The organism is Mycolicibacterium arabiense (assembly GCF_010731815.2).
GTDB classification, from domain to species: Bacteria; Actinomycetota; Actinomycetes; order Mycobacteriales; family Mycobacteriaceae; genus Mycobacterium; species Mycobacterium arabiense.
This window is the reverse complement of record NZ_AP022593.1, coordinates 2,938,313-2,956,896: the sequence shown is the minus strand read 5'-3', so window position 1 is coordinate 2,956,896 and position 18,584 is coordinate 2,938,313. Positions and strand designations below refer to the sequence as shown.

Annotated in this window: 23 protein-coding genes; 10 read left to right on the top strand and 13 right to left on the bottom strand. The window is 69.2% G+C overall.

What is annotated here, in order from left to right:
• Nucleotides 1-48 precede the first annotated feature (48 nt).
• Complete coding sequence (locus tag G6N61_RS15965; RefSeq protein WP_163919390.1) at nucleotides 49-1,062, top strand: alcohol dehydrogenase catalytic domain-containing protein; 1,014 nt, start codon at nucleotides 49-51, stop codon at nucleotides 1,060-1,062.
• On the opposite strand, the gene G6N61_RS15960 is transcribed toward G6N61_RS15965, so the two are convergent.
• Genes G6N61_RS15960 through G6N61_RS15945 form a run of 4 tightly spaced genes read right to left on the bottom strand, consistent with a single transcriptional unit; the run spans nucleotide 1,052 to nucleotide 3,500 of the window.
• On the bottom strand, nucleotides 1,052-1,387 hold the full coding sequence (locus G6N61_RS15960; protein ID WP_163919389.1) for a hypothetical protein: 336 nt from the start codon (nucleotides 1,385-1,387) through the stop codon (nucleotides 1,052-1,054). The genes G6N61_RS15965 and G6N61_RS15960 overlap by 11 nt on opposite strands.
• Nucleotides 1,384-2,040 (bottom strand): DJ-1/PfpI family protein, encoded by a 657-nt coding sequence (locus tag G6N61_RS15955; RefSeq protein WP_163919388.1) that lies wholly within the window; start codon nucleotides 2,038-2,040, stop codon nucleotides 1,384-1,386. Before G6N61_RS15955 ends, G6N61_RS15960 begins: the two co-directional genes overlap by 4 nt.
• Nucleotides 2,041-2,043: 3 nt before the next feature.
• Nucleotides 2,044-2,775 carry a DJ-1/PfpI family protein gene (locus tag G6N61_RS15950; protein WP_163919387.1) on the bottom strand — a complete coding sequence of 244 codons (732 nt, stop codon included), beginning with the start codon at nucleotides 2,773-2,775 and terminating at the stop codon, nucleotides 2,044-2,046.
• Nucleotides 2,776-2,804: 29 nt separating this feature from the next.
• Nucleotides 2,805-3,500, bottom strand: coding sequence for an HD domain-containing protein (locus G6N61_RS15945; protein WP_407666463.1), 696 nt, complete (start codon nucleotides 3,498-3,500; stop codon nucleotides 2,805-2,807).
• Between the two features lie 80 nt (nucleotides 3,501-3,580).
• Between G6N61_RS15945 and G6N61_RS15940 the strand changes: the two genes are divergently transcribed.
• Both G6N61_RS15940 and fbaA read left to right on the top strand, forming a co-directional pair.
• Entirely contained in the window at nucleotides 3,581-3,973 is a 393-nt protein-coding gene (locus G6N61_RS15940) for an ester cyclase (protein ID WP_163919386.1), read from the top strand.
• Between the two features lie 87 nt (nucleotides 3,974-4,060).
• Nucleotides 4,061-5,098 carry a class II fructose-bisphosphate aldolase gene (fbaA, locus tag G6N61_RS15935; protein ID WP_163919385.1) on the top strand — a complete coding sequence of 346 codons (1,038 nt, stop codon included), beginning with the start codon at nucleotides 4,061-4,063 and terminating at the stop codon, nucleotides 5,096-5,098.
• A 9-nt stretch (nucleotides 5,099-5,107) separates the two neighbouring features.
• Here fbaA and G6N61_RS15930 read toward each other — a convergent pair whose 3' ends face one another.
• Nucleotides 5,108-5,827, bottom strand: coding sequence for an Rv0361 family membrane protein (locus G6N61_RS15930; RefSeq protein ID WP_163919384.1), 720 nt, complete (start codon nucleotides 5,825-5,827; stop codon nucleotides 5,108-5,110).
• A gap of 100 nt (nucleotides 5,828-5,927) precedes the next feature.
• Between G6N61_RS15930 and G6N61_RS15925 the strand changes: the two genes are divergently transcribed.
• The gene (locus G6N61_RS15925; protein WP_163919383.1) at nucleotides 5,928-6,344 is read left to right on the top strand and encodes a DUF3151 domain-containing protein; all 417 of its coding nucleotides are present in this window, start codon (nucleotides 5,928-5,930) and stop codon (nucleotides 6,342-6,344) included.
• Nucleotides 6,345-6,351: 7 nt separating this feature from the next.
• Here G6N61_RS15925 and G6N61_RS15920 read toward each other — a convergent pair whose 3' ends face one another.
• From G6N61_RS15920 to G6N61_RS15910, 3 genes are read right to left on the bottom strand one after another with little or no spacing between them, the layout of a single operon-like run.
• Nucleotides 6,352-7,245, bottom strand: coding sequence for a cation diffusion facilitator family transporter (locus tag G6N61_RS15920; protein WP_163919382.1), 894 nt, complete (start codon nucleotides 7,243-7,245; stop codon nucleotides 6,352-6,354).
• A 45-nt stretch (nucleotides 7,246-7,290) separates the two neighbouring features.
• Complete coding sequence (locus G6N61_RS15915; protein ID WP_163919381.1) at nucleotides 7,291-8,070, bottom strand: site-2 protease family protein; 780 nt, start codon at nucleotides 8,068-8,070, stop codon at nucleotides 7,291-7,293.
• Nucleotides 8,071-8,084: 14 nt separating this feature from the next.
• A complete protein-coding gene (locus G6N61_RS15910) occupies nucleotides 8,085-8,735 on the bottom strand; it encodes a peptidase M50 (protein ID WP_163919380.1) in 651 nt (216 codons plus the stop codon).
• 76 nt (nucleotides 8,736-8,811) lie between these two features.
• On the opposite strand from G6N61_RS15910, the gene G6N61_RS15905 reads away from it, so the two are divergent.
• From G6N61_RS15905 to G6N61_RS15895, 3 genes are read left to right on the top strand one after another with little or no spacing between them, the layout of a single operon-like run.
• Entirely contained in the window at nucleotides 8,812-10,107 is a 1,296-nt protein-coding gene (locus tag G6N61_RS15905) for an adenylosuccinate synthase (RefSeq protein ID WP_163919379.1), read from the top strand.
• Nucleotides 10,108-10,167: 60 nt separating this feature from the next.
• Nucleotides 10,168-10,797 (top strand): PaaI family thioesterase, encoded by a 630-nt coding sequence (locus tag G6N61_RS15900; RefSeq protein WP_163919378.1) that lies wholly within the window; start codon nucleotides 10,168-10,170, stop codon nucleotides 10,795-10,797.
• 14 nt (nucleotides 10,798-10,811) lie between these two features.
• Nucleotides 10,812-11,480 (top strand): hypothetical protein, encoded by a 669-nt coding sequence (locus tag G6N61_RS15895; protein ID WP_179973636.1) that lies wholly within the window; start codon nucleotides 10,812-10,814, stop codon nucleotides 11,478-11,480.
• On the opposite strand, the gene G6N61_RS15890 is transcribed toward G6N61_RS15895, so the two are convergent.
• The gene (locus tag G6N61_RS15890) at nucleotides 11,440-11,631 is read right to left on the bottom strand and encodes a ferredoxin (protein ID WP_163919377.1); all 192 of its coding nucleotides are present in this window, start codon (nucleotides 11,629-11,631) and stop codon (nucleotides 11,440-11,442) included. The genes G6N61_RS15895 and G6N61_RS15890 overlap by 41 nt on opposite strands.
• A complete protein-coding gene (locus G6N61_RS15885) occupies nucleotides 11,628-12,833 on the bottom strand; it encodes a cytochrome P450 (protein ID WP_163919376.1) in 1,206 nt (401 codons plus the stop codon). The genes G6N61_RS15890 and G6N61_RS15885 overlap by 4 nt, the downstream gene beginning before the upstream one ends.
• A 77-nt stretch (nucleotides 12,834-12,910) precedes the next feature.
• Between G6N61_RS15885 and G6N61_RS15880 the strand changes: the two genes are divergently transcribed.
• Nucleotides 12,911-13,177 carry a hypothetical protein gene (locus G6N61_RS15880; protein ID WP_163916654.1) on the top strand — a complete coding sequence of 89 codons (267 nt, stop codon included), beginning with the start codon at nucleotides 12,911-12,913 and terminating at the stop codon, nucleotides 13,175-13,177.
• On the opposite strand, the gene G6N61_RS15875 is transcribed toward G6N61_RS15880, so the two are convergent.
• Together G6N61_RS15875 and G6N61_RS15870 are read right to left on the bottom strand one after the other, a co-directional pair.
• Entirely contained in the window at nucleotides 13,167-13,973 is an 807-nt protein-coding gene (locus tag G6N61_RS15875) for an alpha/beta fold hydrolase (RefSeq protein WP_163919375.1), read from the bottom strand. The two genes, G6N61_RS15880 and G6N61_RS15875, sit on opposite strands and share 11 nt — an antisense overlap.
• 9 nt (nucleotides 13,974-13,982) lie before the next feature.
• Complete coding sequence (locus tag G6N61_RS15870; RefSeq protein WP_163919374.1) at nucleotides 13,983-16,004, bottom strand: MMPL family transporter; 2,022 nt, start codon at nucleotides 16,002-16,004, stop codon at nucleotides 13,983-13,985.
• A gap of 87 nt (nucleotides 16,005-16,091) precedes the next feature.
• Between G6N61_RS15870 and G6N61_RS15865 the strand changes: the two genes are divergently transcribed.
• Entirely contained in the window at nucleotides 16,092-16,622 is a 531-nt protein-coding gene (locus G6N61_RS15865; protein ID WP_163919373.1) for a MarR family winged helix-turn-helix transcriptional regulator, read from the top strand.
• Here the strand turns inward: G6N61_RS15865 and G6N61_RS15860 are convergent.
• Nucleotides 16,609-18,201, bottom strand: a complete 1,593-nt coding sequence (locus G6N61_RS15860) for a Na+/H+ antiporter (protein ID WP_163919372.1) — start codon at nucleotides 18,199-18,201, stop codon at nucleotides 16,609-16,611. The two genes, G6N61_RS15865 and G6N61_RS15860, sit on opposite strands and share 14 nt — an antisense overlap.
• Nucleotides 18,202-18,243: 42 nt before the next feature.
• Here G6N61_RS15860 and G6N61_RS15855 point away from each other — a divergent pair, with 42 nt between their 5' ends.
• Nucleotides 18,244-18,564 (top strand): UBP-type zinc finger domain-containing protein, encoded by a 321-nt coding sequence (locus G6N61_RS15855; protein ID WP_163919371.1) that lies wholly within the window; start codon nucleotides 18,244-18,246, stop codon nucleotides 18,562-18,564.
• Nucleotides 18,565-18,584: the final 20 nt, after the last annotated feature.

Genomic DNA, 18,584 nt, shown 5'->3' with positions numbered 1-18,584 from the left:
CAGCTGGATGCAATACATGCACGGGCCTGCACCATTAATGTCGGCGGCATGCCGACGCACAAAGCCGTTCACGTCCCGTCCGCAGGTGCAGCGCTGACGCTCGCCGACGTCGAGACCACGTCACCGCCGCGCGATCACGTTCGCATTGCCGTGGCCGCGTGCGGGGTCTGCGGCACCGACCACGCCTTCGTCAACGGCGGCTTCCCCGGTCTGTCGTGGCCGATCACCCCGGGACACGAGGTGGCAGGCACCATCGCCGAGGTGGGCGACGGCGTCGAGGACTTCGCCGTCGGTGACCGCGTGGCCGTGGGATGGTTCGGTGGCAACTGCAACCGCTGCATCCCGTGTCGGCAGGGCTACTTCATGCAATGCGTCCGCGGGCAGACTCCCAGCCTGAGCTACCCCGGCGGATACGCCGAGTCGTTCACCGCGCCCGCCACCGCGCTGGCCCGCATCCCCGAGGGGCTCTCGTTCGTCGAGGCCGCGCCGATGGGCTGCGCAGGCGTGACCACGTTCAACGGGCTACGGAACACCCGCGCCAAGGCCGGTGACCTGGTTGCCGTGCTCGGCGTGGGTGGGCTCGGCCATCTGGGCGTGCAATTCGCCCGCGCGATGGGCTTCGAGACCGTCGCGATCGCCCGCGGCGAGGGCAAGGCGCAGGACGCAAAGGACCTGGGCGCACACCACTACGTGGACTCCAACGCGTCCGACGTGTCGGAGGAGCTGCAGAAACTCGGCGGCGCCCGGGTCGTGCTCGCGACGGCCGCCAACTCCGAGGCGATGGCGGCGACCATCGGCGGCCTTGGCCCCGAGGGTGAACTCGTCGTCATCGGCGTCACACCCGACAACCTGCCGATCAGCCCGCTCGACCTGATCAACTCGGGCCTGTCGGTCACCGGCCACCCCTCGGGCACCTCACGCGACGTCGAGGAGACCATGCACTTCGCGCTCCAGACCGGCGTGCGGGCGATGATCGAGGAGCGGCCGCTGTCCGAGGCCGCCGAGGCGTACGCGGCGATGGACTCCGGTAAGGCGCGCTACCGGATGGTGCTCACGGTCTGACCCGGCGCACCCCGGCGACCGCCGATCGCGGCAGCCGTCCGGCACGGGAGTGCCCCGTGAGCCGGTCGCCGACCACCTCGACGTCGAACTCCAGTTTCAGGCGCATGGGCTTGGTCACCGTCTGCCGCCAGCGGACCCGTCCGTCCTCGACGACGACGTCGGTCAACGGCACCGTCTCGCCCTTGCCCGCCGCGGTGCCGGTCACCGCGCCGTCGCGCTCGACTCCATCGACGTCGACCACAGGTCTGAAGTCGTAGACGACGTGCAGCGAGCCCACGGGTGTCTTGATGGTGACGTCCCACTCGCCGACCACACTGGCCGTCACGTCGGCTTCGGTTCCCGGCCGGTGTCGGTCCACACCGTGCCGCGCCGCTCGTAGGCGAACAGTTCCTCGACGGCGATCGCGACCCGGGGGCCGTAGCTGCGGTCGAGCAGGTGCAGCGCGAGATCGAGGCCCGACGTCACACCGCCCGCGGTGACGAGATCGCCGTCGTCGACGACCCTGGCCCGCACCGGGATTGCGCCGGTGGCCTCCAGCACGTCGACGCCGAGGTGATGGGTGTTGGCGTGCCTGCCCTCCAGCAGGCCGGCCATCGCCAGGGCAAGGGACCCGCCGCAGACGGTGGCGACCGTGACGTCCGGCTCCTCGAACGCCCGGCGGATCAGCGGCACCGCCTCGGTCTCGCCGAACCGGGCGAGCAGCACAGGGATGGTCTCCACGCCCTCGTCCGGATCGCCCTCGATCGGACCGGCCGCGCCGGGCACGATCACGTACCCGGGTTTGGCCGGGTCGAGGCGGGCCGTGGCCTGCAACGTCAGCCCGCGGGAGCCGCTGACCACCGTGCGTGGCCCCTCCGCGGACACCAGTTCGACCTCGAGTTCGCCGCCGACCGCGTCGCTGCCGGCGACGAGCACCTCGAACGGGGCGACGACGTCGAGCGGGTCGAACCCGTCGAACAGCACGATCTGCGCATGCATCGGTCAGACCGCCACTGCGCCGAGCCGTTCGGCAGCCCGCATGACTGCCTCTTCATAGGGCTTGGCGAACCCGGCGCCGTGATCGAGTGCGCGCTGCGTGAGTTCCGGCCCTGCCAGGTCGGGGCGGCCGACGCCGAAGAGCGGTTGGGGTGCGTACTCGGCCTGCAGTTCCATCTCGCGCGCTGCGTCCTCGCCGTAGAACTCCCGGGCCAACCACAGCGCAGCTTCGACGCTCCCGGTGAGTGGCCCCGCCGTGATGCGGTTGCGGTCGACGACGACGTTGCCGTCGGCGATCGTCGCCCCGAAGTGGGGCAGCAGGTGCTTCTGCTGGAAGTTGCTGGTGGCGCGGTAGCCGCTCAGCAGGCCTGCCGCGCCCAGCAGCAGCGTCCCGCCGCAGTTGCCGCCGACCCAGCGGGCACGGCTGCCGCGGTCGGCGAGAAAGTCGAGCGTCTCCCGATCGTCGAAGATCTCGGGGGACACCGCGCCGGTCCAGATGACGTCGAGGTCCTGCGGACACTCGGCGAAGGTGGTGGTCGGGCGGGTGGGGAACGTCGGGAAGCCGATGACCTCGTCGAGGTTCTTCCACACCAGGTGCACGGTCGCGTTGGGGGTGGTGCCGAAGACGGTGTGGATGCCGATGATGTCGACGGGCATGTACCCGGGGCACACCAGGATGGCCACGTTCACCGGGGGTAGTTCGGTGTCATAGGCGAAAGAGGTTGCAGTGTCGGTCATGTCGTGTCTCCTTGGATGTTCGGTGTGGGTCATCGGGCGGGGGCGTTGACGAGTGGTCGATCGCCCCAGCCGTTGTTGGCCACGACGTCGAGGAAGGCGATCGAGGTTCCGTTGATCGCCTCGTGCAGGTGCGCGGGCAACGAGAATGGCGGCGCCTTCAGGGGATTGGCCCGCGTGCCCTCGGCGATCGAATCGGCGATGGCGTAGCCGAGATCGTGGCGTGGCCAGCTGGCATGTACCCGGTCGGCGAAACCGTTTGGCAAAGCGTCTTTCTCGGAGCCGTCGATGTCCAGCGAGATTCCGCGGAACGAGAGTTCCTGCACGGTTCCGAAGCGTTGCGCCAGGCCGAGGCTGGTGTGCAGTGCAATGGACTGCCACACCGGTTCCACCCGGTCGTCGGGCATGCCGTGTCCCCGCAGGAACCGCGCGGCGGCGTCGGCTCCTTCGACTTCGAACCGCTGGTCACCGGCGGCATGGTCGGTGATGCCGAGATCGTGCAGGATGCACGCGAGGAACAGTGACTCGTCGTCGTAGTCGGCACCGCCCCGTAGCCCCGTGCTTGCCGCGAGTTCGCGTCCGAAGAGGTAGCTGCGGACGCAGTGGTTGGTCAGGAATGCGGGCGAGACGTCGTGCACCAATGTCATTGCCGCCGTGCAGATGTCGGAGTCGGGAAGGTCCCAGGCGGCTGCATCGGCCGCCGGCGGGTTGCTGGTCTGATTCGTCACGACAACCAGCGTGTCGAAGATGGCACGGCCCCGACAGTGGCCAGATGGCCAACGTCCGTCGGGATCTGGACACTGGACCCATGACCGTGGAAACCCTGACCGACGTGTACCACCGCTACCTCGAGTGTTTGAACGAGCGCAGGTGGGACGACCTGGGGGAGTTCGTCGCCGTCGACGTGACCCACAACGGCCGACCGCTGGGGTTGAGCGGTTACCGGGCCATGCTGGAGGACGACGTGCGGACGATCCCCGATCTACGGTTCGTCGCGGACCGGGTCGTCGCCGCGGGGGACGCCGTGGCGTGCCGGCTGATGTTTCGGTGCACCCCCGAACGCCCCTTCCTGGGCTTCGAGCCGACGGGCGCGCCGATCACGTTCGCAGAACACGCGTTCTACACGTTCCGCGAGCACAGGATCGTCGAGGTGTCCTCGCTGTTGGACACTCGTGCCGTGGCCGCCCAGTTGGGACGCTGACGCATCCCCCTGCCACGCCGGGAAGCTTCTTGCGATACTGACTACGGATACGTCGCAAGAGCCGGAAACGCCAGGAGGAGCAACGCCATGCCCATCGCCACGCCCGAGGTATACGCCGAGATGCTCGGCCGAGCCAAGGAGAACTCCTACGCGTTCCCGGCCATCAACTGCGTCGGCTCGGAGTCCATCAACGCCGCCATCAAGGGCTTCGCCGACGCAGGCAGCGACGGGATCATCCAATTCTCCACCGGTGGTGCGGAATTCGGCTCGGGTCTCGGGGTCAAGGACATGGTCACCGGCGCGGTCGCGCTGGCCGAGTTCGCGCACGTCGTCGCCGCCAAGTACCCGATCTCGGTGGCACTGCACACCGACCACTGCCCGAAGGACAAGCTGGATTCCTACGTCCGGCCGCTGCTGGCCATCTCGGCCGAGCGCGTCAAGAACGGCCAGAACCCGCTGTTCCAGTCGCACATGTGGGACGGCTCGGCAGTCCCGATCGACGAGAACCTCGAGATCGCCAAGGAGCTGCTGAAGCTCGCGGCCGAGGCCAGGATCATCCTGGAGATCGAGATCGGCGTGGTCGGCGGTGAAGAGGACGGCGTCGAGGCCGAGATCAACGACAAGCTCTACACCACGCCCGAGGACTTCGAGAAGACCATCGACGCGCTGGGCCACGGCGAGCACGGCAAGTACCTGCTCGCCGCGACGTTCGGCAACGTGCACGGCGTCTACAAGCCCGGCAACGTGAAGCTGCGCCCCGAGGTGCTCGACCAGGGCCAGAAGGTTGCGACGGCCAAGCTCGGCCTCGCCCCCGGCAGCAAGCCGTTCGACTTCGTCTTCCACGGCGGCTCGGGCTCGCTGAAGTCGGAGATCGAGGACTCGCTGAACTACGGCGTCGTGAAGATGAACGTCGACACCGACACCCAGTACGCGTTCACCAAGCCGATCGCCGCGCACATGTTCTCGAACTACGACGGCGTGCTGAAGATCGACGGCGAGGTCGGCAACAAGAAGGTCTACGACCCGCGCAGCTACCTCAAGAAGGCGGAGGCGTCGATGTCCGAGCGCGTCGTCGAGGCGTGCAACGACCTGCACAGCGCGGGCAGAAGCATTTCCGCGGGCTGAGCGCTCAACTCACTGCGGGGCCTGGCACACCTTCCACTGCTCGTCGCGGAACTCCAGATCGAAGCTCCGCGTCGAGCGGGTGGCCGGGTCGAACGCCATGAACGACGTGACGTTGGCCTCGGCGTGGGATCCATTGACGACGACCTCGTCGATGCTGGCCACCACCGGGTACTGACGGGCGGCGGCCACCTTGGCGTGGATGTCCTTCCACTTGGCGTCGTCGTAGTCCACGTAGCTGACCGCGGTGTCGCCGCACGTGATGCTGCGCAGCGTGGCGAGGTCGCCCTTCTGGATCGCGGTGTCGAAGTCCTGGATGGTCGAGCGGACCTGGTCCTCCTGTGACACCTTCGCTTCGTCGTCGCGGGTCAGCAGGATGGTGCCGAGGATCGCGACGGCGACGACGGCGGCGATGACGAGCAGGACGGCGATCACCCAGCCCCAGCTCCGGCGCGACTTCGGTGGCTTCGGCACGTCGGTGCGGCCCGGGATGACCTGGGGGCCGGGGGCGTTCTGCTGTGCGATCGGCTCGGTGAAGGCCGACGCCGCCGAAAGGTCGTTGGGTGCTTGCGCGGCCGAGAACACCTCGGTGGCCGGTTCGCCGAAGGTGCCGATGACCTGGGTCTCGCCGGCGTCGGACGGCGACGGCGCGGTGAAGCGGCGTTCGCCGGGATCCGTGGCGTCGTCAGCCCCCCGGCGGTCGTTCTCGTCGGGCCCCGATGGGTTCGACATGTGAGTCTCAGTCCTCCTCGCAACGGTCCGAATAGAGCTTATCCACCTGCACCGGCACTCGCGTCGGACCTCGCCGGAGCCCGCACGGCACAATAGGCCCATGACGCGAATGGGTGACCTTCTGGGGCCGGAACCGGTGCGACTGCCACGGGACACCGAGGCGGAGGAAGCGCTCGACGCGGGGGAGAACCCCGCGATCGTCGCGGCAGCACATCCCGCTGCGTCGGTGGCGTGGGCGGCGCTCGCGGAGGAGGCCCTCGGCGACGATCGGGCCATCACCGCGTACGCCTACGCCAGGACGGGCTATCACCGCGGGCTGGACAAGTTGCGCCGCAACGGGTGGAAGGGCTTCGGCCCGGTGCCGTACTCGCACGAGCCGAACCGCGGTTTCCTGCGGTGCGTCGCAGCGCTGGCTCGCGCCGCCGAGTCCATCGGCGAGACCGACGAGTATCAGCGCTGCCTCGATCTGCTCGACGACTGCGATCCGGGCGCACGGCTGCAGCTGCTGCCCCAGTAGCGCCCGCTCAGCAGCGGCTGTGTTCGTCGCAGCCGCCGACGGGCGGTTCGACCTGCACGGTCGCGTGCTCGAGTCCGCGGGCGGCGAGGACCGCCCTGGTGTCCTCGAGCACCCTGGTCGTGTCGCCGCTGCAGGTCACGTGGGCCGTCGCCATGTCCCGCCCGGGCACCAGGGTCCACACGTGCAGGTCGTGGACGCCCGTGACGCCGTCGACCGCCGCCAGCGCAGTGCGTAGCTCGTCGACGTCGATGTGGCTGGGCGACGATTCGGACAGGATGCGCAGGGCCGACCGAGCCAGCGACACCGCGCGCGGCAGCACCCACAGCGCGACGAACACCGCGACGACGACGTCGGCGTAGGGCCATGTCGTCGTGACCGTGACGACGCCCGCGATCAGGACGCCGATGCTGCCAACGGTGTCGGCGACGACCTCCATGTAGGCGCCCTTGACCGCAAGGCTGTCCTCGGACGAGGAGCGGAGCAGCAGCATGACCACGAAGTTGGCCAGCAGGCCGAGGCTTGCGACGACGATCATCGGCACGCCGGGAACGTCGGGTGCGTCGCCGAGGCGCTCGAACGCCTCGTAGAGGATGAACACCGCGACCCCGAGGAGCAGGACGGCGTTGGCGACGGCGGTGAACACCTCGGCGCGGTGCCAACCGTACGTGCGGGACGCCGAAGCCGGGCCGTGCTTGGCCAGCAGCACCGCGGTCAGGCCCATGAACATCGCGACGAGGTCGGTCAGCATGTGGCCGGCGTCGGCGAGCAGTGCGATGGAGTCGATGGTCAGCGCGGTGGCGAGTTCGACGACGAAGAACGTCGCCAGGATCCCCGCGCCGATGACCATGCGGCTGACGCGGACGTCGCCGCCGCCGTGACTGTGGTCGTGCCCTGCGCCCATACCCGCAATCTATGCGTAAAGTCGCATATATCGCAAGGCGTCCGCCTACATCCAGGCCGACCAGAACCGCGTCAGCGAACCGCCGACCGCCGAGAGGTAGCTCGGCACCCCGGACAGTTCGTAGACCGCGTACACGACCGAGAAGAACACCTGGTTGAGCGCGGGCACGATCAGCAGCAGCAACAGGATCAGGAAGCCCCAGCCCTTGACCGGGTCGAGCTTGCGCTGCGTCTCGTAGGCAAGGTGCGGCTCCAGCGCGCCGTATCCGTCGAGGCCGGGGATCGGCAGCAGGTTCAGCAGCACGGCGGTCACCTGCAGGAACCCGAGGAACGCCATCCCGGCCCAGAACACCGCGTGCTCGGGGTCGTAGAGCAGCTTCGTCACCGCCAGCAGGATGACGGCGAGCACCACGTTGGCGAACGGCCCGGCGAGGCTCACCATCGTGCGCTGCCGCGGCGTCATCCACGACGTCCGCACGTACACCGCGCCGCCGGGCAGGCCGATGCCGCCGAGTGCGATGAACAGCACCGGGAGGCCCAGCGACAGCATCGGGTTCGAGTACTTCAGCGGATTGAGCGTCAGGTACCCGCGGACCTCGACGTCGTGGTCGCCGTAGCGCCACGCGGTGTAGGCGTGGCCGAACTCGTGCAGGCACAGCGACACCAGCCAGCCGAATAGCACGAAGACGAACACGCCGACGTAGGCAAGCGGCTCGCGAACGTCGCCGGCGAGCCACGCGACCACTGCACCTGCCGCAGTGATCGCCACGATCGCCAGGAAGATCGGGCTGGGGCGCACCGACTGGCGCAGGGGACGAATGCTCACCTCAGCGAAGGTACCTATCTGATGGCAAGCCAGCCCTGCGTGTGCCGGTAGAACGTCGACCGGCGCACGGCACGCGCGCCGGCCTCGCCGTCGCGCACGACCACCGCGCCCGTCGTGCCCAGTTGCGCAGCGCGCCCGGCCACCCACCGCCGCCTGCGCAGCCGACTCGGATCCACCGCTGCGCGCAGGCCGGGCATCGTGCCGGTCGGCTCGACGCGCACCCCTGGCACCTCGCCGTCGAACAGCACGGTGTCGTCGACGACGGCCTCGCCGTGAAGCGCGGGATCGCCGGTCCACAGCGCGAACCCGACGATCACGTGCCCCGAGTCGTCGCGGATCAGCGGCACGCGGTGGGCGGTACCGGTACGGGCCTGGCGCACCGCGCGACGTCCGGTCGGCAGGCCGTACGCGCGGGTGGCGGGTGAGCGCCGGTGCGGCGCGTACGCCACCTCGACGTCGAGCCGCTCGGTGCGCATGAGCCGGGTGAGCACCGACGCCAGGTCGGCGTCGGCGCCTACCACCACCAGGCGGTCAGCCGCGACCGCGTCGACGTCCTTCGGCGCAGCGACGTCGTGCACCGTGAAATCGGCGAGCCCGCGGGGGATGGGCCTGCCGCCGAACCGCAGAATCGCGAGGTCGGGGGCGGTCACTGCGGCTCCTCGCATCAGGTCGGATAAGGTAGCTCACCGGCTGCACACAGTACTGAGGCAGTACGCGGGGGAGACAGCGGGAGACAACGCCATGCCGGCAATCGTCCTCATCGGCGCCCAATGGGGCGACGAGGGCAAGGGAAAGGCCACCGATCTACTCGGTGGTCGCGTGCAGTGGGTAGTTCGATACCAGGGCGGCAACAATGCCGGCCACACGGTCGTGCTGCCCACCGGAGAGAACTTCGCTCTCCACCTCATACCGTCGGGGATCCTCACACCGGGGGTCACCAACGTCATCGGCAACGGTGTCGTCGTCGACCCCGGGGTGCTGCTCACCGAGCTGAAGGGCCTCGAGGATCGCAACGTCGACACCTCTCGGCTACTGATCTCGGCCGACGCGCACCTGCTGATGCCCTATCACGTGGCGATCGACAAGGTGACCGAGCGCTACCTCGGCAACAAGAAGATCGGCACCACCGGCCGCGGCATCGGACCGTGCTACCAGGACAAGATCGCACGCATCGGCATCCGCGTGGCCGACGTCCTGGACCCGGACTCACTGACGCAGAAGATCGAAGCGGCGCTGGACTTCAAGAACCAGGTGCTGGTCAAGATCTACAACCGCAAGGCGCTCGACGCCGACGAAGTGGTCGCCACGCTGCTCGAGCAGGCCGAGGGCTTCAAGCACCGCATCGCCGACGCCCGCCTGCTGCTGAATGAGGCGCTCGAGGACGGCCAGACGGTGCTGCTCGAGGGCTCTCAGGGCACGCTGCTCGACGTCGATCACGGGACCTATCCGTTCGTCACGTCGTCCAATCCGACCGCGGGCGGCGCGTCGGTCGGCTCCGGCATCGGGCCCACGAAGATCACCACGGTGCTCGGCATCCTGAAGGCCTACACCACCCGCGTCGGCTCGGGCCCCTTCCCGACCGAACTGTTCGACGACAACGGGGCGTACCTGGCCAAGACCGGCGGCGAGGTCGGCGTCACGACCGGCCGGGCACGTCGCTGCGGCTGGTTCGACGCCGTGATCGCGCGCTACGCCACGCGGGTCAACGGCATCACCGACTACTTCCTGACCAAGCTCGACGTGCTGTCCAGCCTGGAGACGGTTCCGGTGTGCGTCGGCTATACCATCGACGGCAAGCGCACCAGCGAGATGCCGATGACCCAGAGCGACATCGCTCGCGCCGAGCCGGTCTACGAGGAGCTGCCGGGCTGGTGGGAGGACATCAGCACCTGCCGGACTTTCGACGAGCTGCCCGCCAAGGCCCGCGACTACGTGCTCCGCCTGGAGGAACTCAGCGGCGCGCACGTCTCGTGCATCGGCGTGGGCCCGGGCCGTGATCAGACGATCGTGCGCCGCGACGTGCTTGCAACGCGATGAGCGCTTGCGCGAAGAGCCAGGAACAGCGATGAGCGCTTGCGCGAAGAGCCAGGAACCCCGATGACCAAGCCCGACGACGACCTGGAGTACGAAAAGCACGGTGGTTTCCCGGTATTCGAACCTGCCGACCCCGGTCCCGGCTTCGGTCCGTTCCTCGCGTCGATGCGGCAGCTGCAGGACCTGGCGGTGTCGGCAGACCCCGACGGCGACACCTGGGTCGAGGCGGCCGCCCGGGTCGACGAACTCGTCAAGCTGCTCGCTCCGTTCGAGGCTGCCGAGGGTGTCGGACCGGCCAACCGCGTACCGGCACTGCCCGGCGCGGGCAGCCTGCTGATGCCGCCGTATCACGTGACCCAGTTCGACTCCGACGGCGTGACGCTGACGGTGCAGTTCAGCCGCTTCCACGTCGGCGGCAACTCGGCCGTGCACGGTGGCGTGCTGCCGCTGATGTTCGACTCCACGTTCGGCATGGTCATCCACGCCACGGGGCGGCCGATCAGCCGCACCGGTTTCCTGCACGTCGACTACCGCAAGGTGACGCCCATCGACACGCCTCTCACCGTGCGCGGTTGGGTGCGCGAGGCCCAGGGCCGCAAGTGCTTCGTGAACGCCGAGCTGCGCGACCCGGACGGTGCCCTGCTCGCCGAGGCCAACGGCCTGATGATTCGGCTGCTGCCCGGCCAGCCCTGAGGCACCATGACGGCATGACCGAGCACGCGGCCGAACGTCATCTCCGGCGCCTGACGACGCCACGCTCCGCCGCGGTGGCCGGTGTGCTGTTCGGACTGATCTTCGGCACCGTGCTGGTGTTGATCCGGCTCGCGCTACCCGAGGGCGCGGTGCACGGATCGCAGTGGGCGAGCGGCCGCGCCGACATGATCCGGCTGGCCACCATCCTGATGCCGTTCGCGGGCATCACGTTCCTGTGGTTCATCGGCGTGGTGCGCGACGGGTTCGGCACGCTCGAGGACAGGTTCTTCTCGTCGGTGTTCCTGGGCAGCGGTCTGCTGTTCCTGGCGATGATGTTCGCCGCCGCAGCGGTAGGCAAGGGACTGGCAGCGGGCAAGCGGGTGAGCGACGAGGCGCCGTCGGCGGAACTCGCGGTGTTCGGGCAGACCATGGTCACCACGCTGAGCAACACCTACGCCCTGCGGATGGCCGCGGTGTTCATGATGTCGCTGGCCACGATCTGGCTGAAGACGCGGTTGATGCCCACGTGGCTGGTGGTCTCCACCTACCTGGCGGCGGTCGCGGTGTTGATCGCCAGCGACGTCAGCCCGTGGATCACGCTGGTGTTCCCGGTGTGGGTGCTGGTGGTCAGTCTGGCAATCCTCAGTCGACGAGCCGAAGTGCCGACGCCGGACAGAGTTTGACGGCCTCGCGCACCTTGGCCTCGTCGTCGGCGGAGACCTCGGATACCAGCACGACCACGATGCCGTCGTCGTCCTGATCGAACACCTCATCCGCGGTCATCACGCAGTTGCCCGCGGAGATGCAGGCGTCGCGATCGGCGTCGACCCTCACCACGTCACCTGCAGCGAACGTAGTCCGTAGATGAAGTGGAACTCTCGGAACGCCACGTGGTCGAAGTCTTCGGCGAGCGCCAGGTCGGGGAAGCGGCGGAACAGCGCCGGCCACGCGATGCGCATCTCCATGCGGGCCAGCGGCGCACCGAGGCAGTGGTGCACACCGTGGCCGAACGCCAGGTGACCTGGTGCGCCACGGCGGATGTCGAATTTCTCTGGCTCGTCGATGAATTCGGGATCGCGGTTGCCTGCTGGCAGGGACGCGAACACCAGCTGGCCCGCGGGGATGGGCACGCCCGCGACCTCCACGTCGGCGGTGGTGATGCGGGGGATCGAGGTGTGCACGATCGACAGCCACCGCAGCAGCTCCTCGACGGCGGGCCCGATCGCGTCGGGCTCGTCGCGCACGGCCGCCAGCTGGTCCGGATGGCGCAGCAGGGCAAGGGTTCCCAGCCCAAGCATGTTCGAGGTGGTCTCGTGGCCCGCGAGCAGCAGCAGGCTCGCCACGCCGACGAGTTCGTCGTCGGTCAGCTCGTCGGCGTGTTCGCGCACCAGCATGCCGATGATGTCCTCGCCCGGTGCCACGCGCGCACGCCGGACCAGATCGAGCATGTACGCGCGCGACTCGCGCGCCAGATCGAGACGCTCGGGGATGGGCAGCGCCAGGTCCAGCTGCTTGTTGGCGCGGCGTTGGAAGCCCTCGCGGTCGGCGTAGGGCACGCCGAGCAGTTCGCAGATCACCAGCGAGGGGATCGGCAGCGCGAACGCCTCGACGAGGTCGGCGGGTGACCCACCGGCCGCCATGGCGTCGAGATGCTCGTCGACGATCTGGGTGATCCTCGGCTCGAGGCGTTTGATCCGGCGAATCGTGAACTCGGGGGTGAGCATTCGGCGCAGGCGCTGGTGTTCGGGTGGGTCCATGCCGAGCAGGTTGCCAGCGCGCTGGGATTCCTGTTCGGCAGCGGGGACGTCCGGTGCGCCTGGCACGACGAAGCCCGGCGGCCGTGCGTTCGAGAAGTGCTCGTGGTCGGCGAGCATCGCCTTGACGTCGTCGTGCCGGGTGACGATGAAGACCTGCATGCCGAACGCGTTGACGACCGTGCCGACCCCTGCGTCCGCACGCAGTGCGCCCAACTCGGGTGCGGGATCGAAAGCATCGCGCCGCATGTGGACGGGGGGCCGGCTTGGAGCCTGGGTCATGCAATCGACGGTACCGACGGATTCTGAGGACGGCGGGCTCGTGCGGCGTATCGTCGAACTCGATACGAGGGGGAACCATGACGTCCAACCGTCTCGCCTGGTCTATCCGACTGATCGCGGTGATCGGCGCGATGGGTCTCGCCTTCGCACCTGCAGCCGTCGCGGACGACGACGCCGCCTACAACGGTGCCCCGACCGTGGTGTCCGGTGGACCGGTTCCCACGATGAACGGCATCCCGTGCGTTGGCGGCAAGCTGGGCCTGTGTACCGGGTTCGCCCAGAATCAGCCGTCGCGCAACCCGCCGCAGTCCTACCTCGGGGGCACCCCGACGATCAGGAACTAGCCAGGAAGTCGTCGACGATCGAGTCGACCAGCCCGGGGTTCTCCAGTGCCGCCAGATGGGCGACGCCGTCGAGGACGACGAACGACGATCCCGGAATGGCGTCGGCCATGGCCTTCGTCTCGGCGTTGGAGAACGTGGCGTCCTCCGCGCCTGCGACCACCAGGACCGGCGTCCGTATCGACGCCAGCAGCTCGCGCTGATCAGGCCTGCGGGGCACCACGCTGCGTACCGCCCACGAACTGGATCGGACGTCGACGGACTGCACGGCGGCCGTGACGGCGTCGACCACACCCGGCCGGGTGGCGAAGGTGGTCGGTCCCAGGAACGCCTTGAGCACCGACCGCGTCAGGGGCGGCTTGATGCCGCCCATCAGCCGCGCCGCCCGCAGCAACGCGCCGTACTCCACCTTCTGCCAGCGGTTCGCCGCCGACGCCGTGCAGTTCATCAGCACGGCGCGGCCGATGCGCGCCGGATGCCGGGCGGCGAACGTGGCGCCGATCATCCCGCCCCACGAATTGCCGACGACGTGCGCCCACTGCACGTCGAGTCCGTCCAGCAGGTCGGAGATGCACCAGGCGCACTCGTCGAAGGTGAAATGTCCACGGAGCGGCTCACTCTCGCCGTGCCCCGGCGGATCGACGAGCACCACGTGGTAACGGTCGGCGAAGTGCGAGGCCTGGGCCGACCACATGTCGCCCGTCATCAGCAGGCTGGGCCAGAACACGATGGTCTCGCCGCTACCCGAGGTACGGACGCGCACCCGGCCGAGCCGGGTGTCGACGATGCGGGAGTCCACGAGAGGACATTATCGCCCCGGCCGCAACGCCGGCCACCAGATGCGCGGACCGATCAGCGTGAACAACGCCGGGATGATCACGGTCCGCACCACGAACGTGTCGAGCAGGATGCCGAGGCCCACGATGATGCCGATCTGCGTCAAGACGATCAGCGGCAGCACCCCGAGCACGCAGAACACCGCGGCGAGAACGATTCCCGCGCTGGTGATCACGGCACCGGTCGCCGACACCGCTCGCACGATGCCCTCCTTCGTACCGTGCTCGGGAGTTTCCTCGCGGGCGCGGGTCACCAGGAAGATGGTGTAGTCGACCCCGAGCGCCACCAGGAAGAGGAAGGCGAACAGCGGCGTCGCGTTGTCCAGGGCGGGAAAGCCGAAGGCGTGCACGCTGACCCAGCCGCCGAGACCCAGCGCGGCCAGCGCGCTGAGCACGGTGACGGCCACGAGGACCAGCGGCGCCAGTACCGCGCGCAGCAGCACGTAGAGCACCACCAGCACCACGACCAGGATCGCCGGCACCACGACGCGAAGGTCGCGTTGGGCGGCGGACCGTGCGTCGCGTGCGGTGGCGTCGGACCCGCCCACCAGGCCGCCGGGGTCCACGGATTTCACCGACGTGCGCAGCGCGTCGACGGTGGCGAACGCGTCGTCGGAGGCCGGTGGCGCGTCGAGCACCACCGACCACTGCGTCAGACCCGACGGCGAGCGCCCCGTCGCGGCGGCCGACACCACGCCGGGAGTCGACGTGATGGCCTGCTCGACCGCGCCGTCGGAACCGCTCGACACGACGATGCGGGTGGGATCGGTCAGTCCGCTCGGAAAGTGTTGGGCGAGAGTCTCGTAACCCGTCACCGACTCCGCCTGCACCCGGAACTGCTCGGTCTGCGACAGGCCGATCGGCGTGGCCAGCAGTCCGGTGCACAGCAGCGCCAGCACGGCGATCGCCGAACCCGAGACGACCGCGGGGCGCCTCGCGACGCCGGCGGCGATCCGGTGCCAGAGTCCCGTCGTGGTAAGCGGTTCGGCGCCGACCGTCGGAACGAACGGCCAGAACAGTTTCTTGCCGAACAGTCCCAGCGCGGGCGGCAAGACCACGAGCACGAACACCGCTGCGACCACCAGTCCTGCGGCGGCCTGCACGCCCAGGCTTCTGGTGCTGGGCGACGAGGCGAAGCACAGCGTCAGCAGTGCCAGCACCACGGTCGCGTTGCTCGCCACGATGGCGGGTCCGGCGCGCCGCACCGCGGTCCCCAGCGCCGACCCGGCATTCTGCTCGCTGCCCAGTTCCTCGCGATAGCGCGAGATCAGCAGCAGTGCGTAGTTCGTGCCCGCGCCGAACACCAGCACGCTGGTGATGCCCGACGTGGAACCGTCCGGCGTGGTGCCCACGGCGGTGGCGATGGCGGCGCCGACCACCGAACCCACCCGGTCGGCGAACGCGATCACCAGCAGCGGCACCAGCCACAGCACCGGTGAGCGGTAGGTGATGATCAGCAGCAACGCGACCACCGTCGCGGTGACGGCGAGCAGCGTGACGTTGGCCCCGCTGAACGAGTTGGCGATGTCGGCGCCGAAGGCGGGACCGCCGGTCACCTCGGCACGCAGATCGGCGGGCAGACCGTCACCGGTAGCCGTCCGCACCGACGTCACCGCGTCGTCGAGGGCGAAGCCCGACAGGTCGCTCGCCAGCGGGATCGTCGCGACGGCGGCCTCGCGGTCTTGGGACACCGCGACCGGGGGAGCGCCCTGGGCGTCGGCTGCGGCGAGCACGCGTTCGCGCGCCGCGTCCGTGGCGGTCAGGTCGTCGGCGTTCAGTGCGGCGCCGTCGGCGCGCGTGATCACCAGGATCGCCGGGACCGCCTTGCCCTGCGGGAAGTCGGCGCGGGTGGCGTCCGCACGCGCGGACTCCGCGGTGGCTGGGACGGCGACGGGTGACTGCTCGGCGGAACTGGAACTCCCGATCAGCACCAGCGCGGCGATGGCCGCGGCCACGACGACGAGTGCGGCGAGGCGAGAGGTTCGAGTGGACACCCCTCAAATATTTCACTTTTCTAAATAGTTGGCAAGTGTCTGTGGTCGCCTATGCTGAGACGTCAATTCCGCCGGAGGTTCGAGACGATGACCGATACGACGAGTCCCGGTCCGGATCGTGAGCAGTCGGAACGTCGCATCGAGGCCGATCTGCGCGCCCTGACGGCGGAGTCGGACTGGATGGCCCGCGCCTTCGCCGAACAGAATGACCTGTCCGCCAATGAGTTTCGCGCCCTGCTGTTCGTCATGGTGGCGGAGACCGCAGGTGCTCCGCTGACCGCAGGCGATCTGCGCCGGAGCATGGGGTTGTCCGGTGCGGCGATCACCTACCTGGTGGAGCGCATGGCCGAGACCGGACACCTGCGTCGCGAGGTCGACCCGTCCGACCGCCGCAAGGTGATCCTGCGGTACGCCGACCATGGCATGGAGGTGGCCCGCGGCTTCTTCACCCGGCTCGGCGAACACAGCCACGACGCGATGGCGGTACTCCCCGACGAAGACCTCGAAGCCGCCCACCGGGTGTTCGCAGCGCTGATCTCCGCCATGCAGGCCTACCGGGCCGAGATGCCGTCGGAGATAGGCACGTCCACCGGGACCGATGCCGTCAGTCCCGGTTGAGGGCTGCTTCCTCGAGATCGAGACCGCGCAACAGGTTTCGCAGCACCTCGTCGTCGATTGCGCCGGCGTCGCGCTGCGCGATGAACTCCTTGCGCTCGGCCTCCAGCATCTCGAGGCGCAACCGGCGGAACGTCGCAGCGGGACTCTCCTGGCCGATCTCCTCGTCGCTGCGCCCCAGCTCCTCCCACGCCGCCTGGCTGCGGCGCTCGTTCCACGCCCGCAACACCTTTGGCGTGTAGTCGTGAATGGAGCCGGGCTTCTGTTCGGCGATCAGTTCGTCGAGGCGTTGCGCCGCGGCCTGGGCTGCCCGGGTCTGCGCGGCGGCGGCTTCGAGCGCATCACGGTGGATGTCGTCGCTCTGCACGTCGAGCACCTTGATGATCCACGGCAGGGTCAGGCCGTGCAGGAGCAGTGTCCCGACCACCACGACGAAGGTGAGGAACACCAGCTGTGGACGGCCGGGGAATGGCTCGCCGCTCAGCGTGGTGGCGGGCACCGCGAACGCGGCCGCCAGCGAGACCACCCCGCGCATGCCCGCCCAGGCCACGATGAACACGTGGGCGGGCCGCGGCCGGGGCTCGGTCTCGCGGATGCGCCGCGACAGCCGGCGCGGCAGGTAGGTGAACGCGAACACCCACGCGATCCGCACGGCGATGACGGTGGCCAGCACTGACACCGACGCCACCAGCAGCGTCCTGGCGGAGATCCCGGCCAACTCCGAGACCACGGTCGGCAGCTGCAGGCCGATCAACAGGAAGGCGAACGACTCCAGCACCAGCTGCACCGCTCGCCACACCGCCGCGTCCTGCAGCCGGGTGGCGTAGGTGGCCCGCGTCGACCGCTGACCGAGCATGAGCGCCGCGACGACGACGGCGATGACGCCCGAACCGTGCACCTGCTCGGCGAGGAAGTAGATGAAGAAGGGGGCGACGAGACCAAGGGCGCTCTCGACAAGCGGATCGTCCAGCCAGGTCCGGACGTAGTCGATGATCCAGCCGACCGAACCGCCGACCAGCACGCCGCCTGCGGCGGCCAGCGCGAACGTGCCGAGGCCGCTGGACCACGTCGCGGCGGTGCCGATCGCAGCCGCCAGCGCCACCTTGTAGGCGGTCAGTGCCGTGGCGTCGTTGAGCAGGCTCTCCCCACCCAGGAGGGTCATGATCTGGCGCGGCAGTCCCAGCCTGCGGCCCACCGCCGCGGCCGACACCGCGTCGGGCGGCGCCACGATCGCGCCGAGCGTGAGAGCCGCGGCGATCGTCAGTTCGGGCACCGTGTGGAAGGCGACCACGCCGACGGCGAAGGTCGTCGCCAGCGGCAACCCGACGGCCAGCAGGCCGATCGGGCGGACGTTGCGGCGCAGCGCGACGTAGCTGCTCTCCAGCCCCGCCGACCACAGCAGCGGCGGCAGGATCACGAACAGCACCAGCTCGGGCTCGAGTTCGATCGCGCCGATCCCCGGAATCAGCCCGGCGAGCAGGCCCGCGACCACCAGCGCCAGGGGAGCCGACACGTCGTAGCGCCGCGCGATGGCCGAGAGCAGCACCGACACCACGAGCACCGCGAGCAGTGACGCACTCACGTCGACCACCTTCCCTGTCCGGACGGACCTATCCTGATCAGCATGCGGAGGAGAACGCGGCGGCGCGACACGAATTCCCCGCCGAAGACGTGCGAGCACCTCGCCGGCATCCCGGACCAACCCGATCCCGAACCGCTGTCCCCGGGCCGTTGCCAGGGTTGCGAGGAACTCGGCGAGACTACCTGGGCGCACCTGCGGATGTGTCTGACCTGCGGGCACGTCGGGTGCTGCGACTCCAGTCCCTACCGCCACGCCAGCGGGCACTTCCACGAGACGTCGCACCCGGTGATGCGTTCCGCCGAGCCGGGCGAGGACTGGCGGTGGTGCTATGCCGATTCGATGGTCGACACGGCCGCGCGCTGACGGTCTGGCAGGGTGGGCAG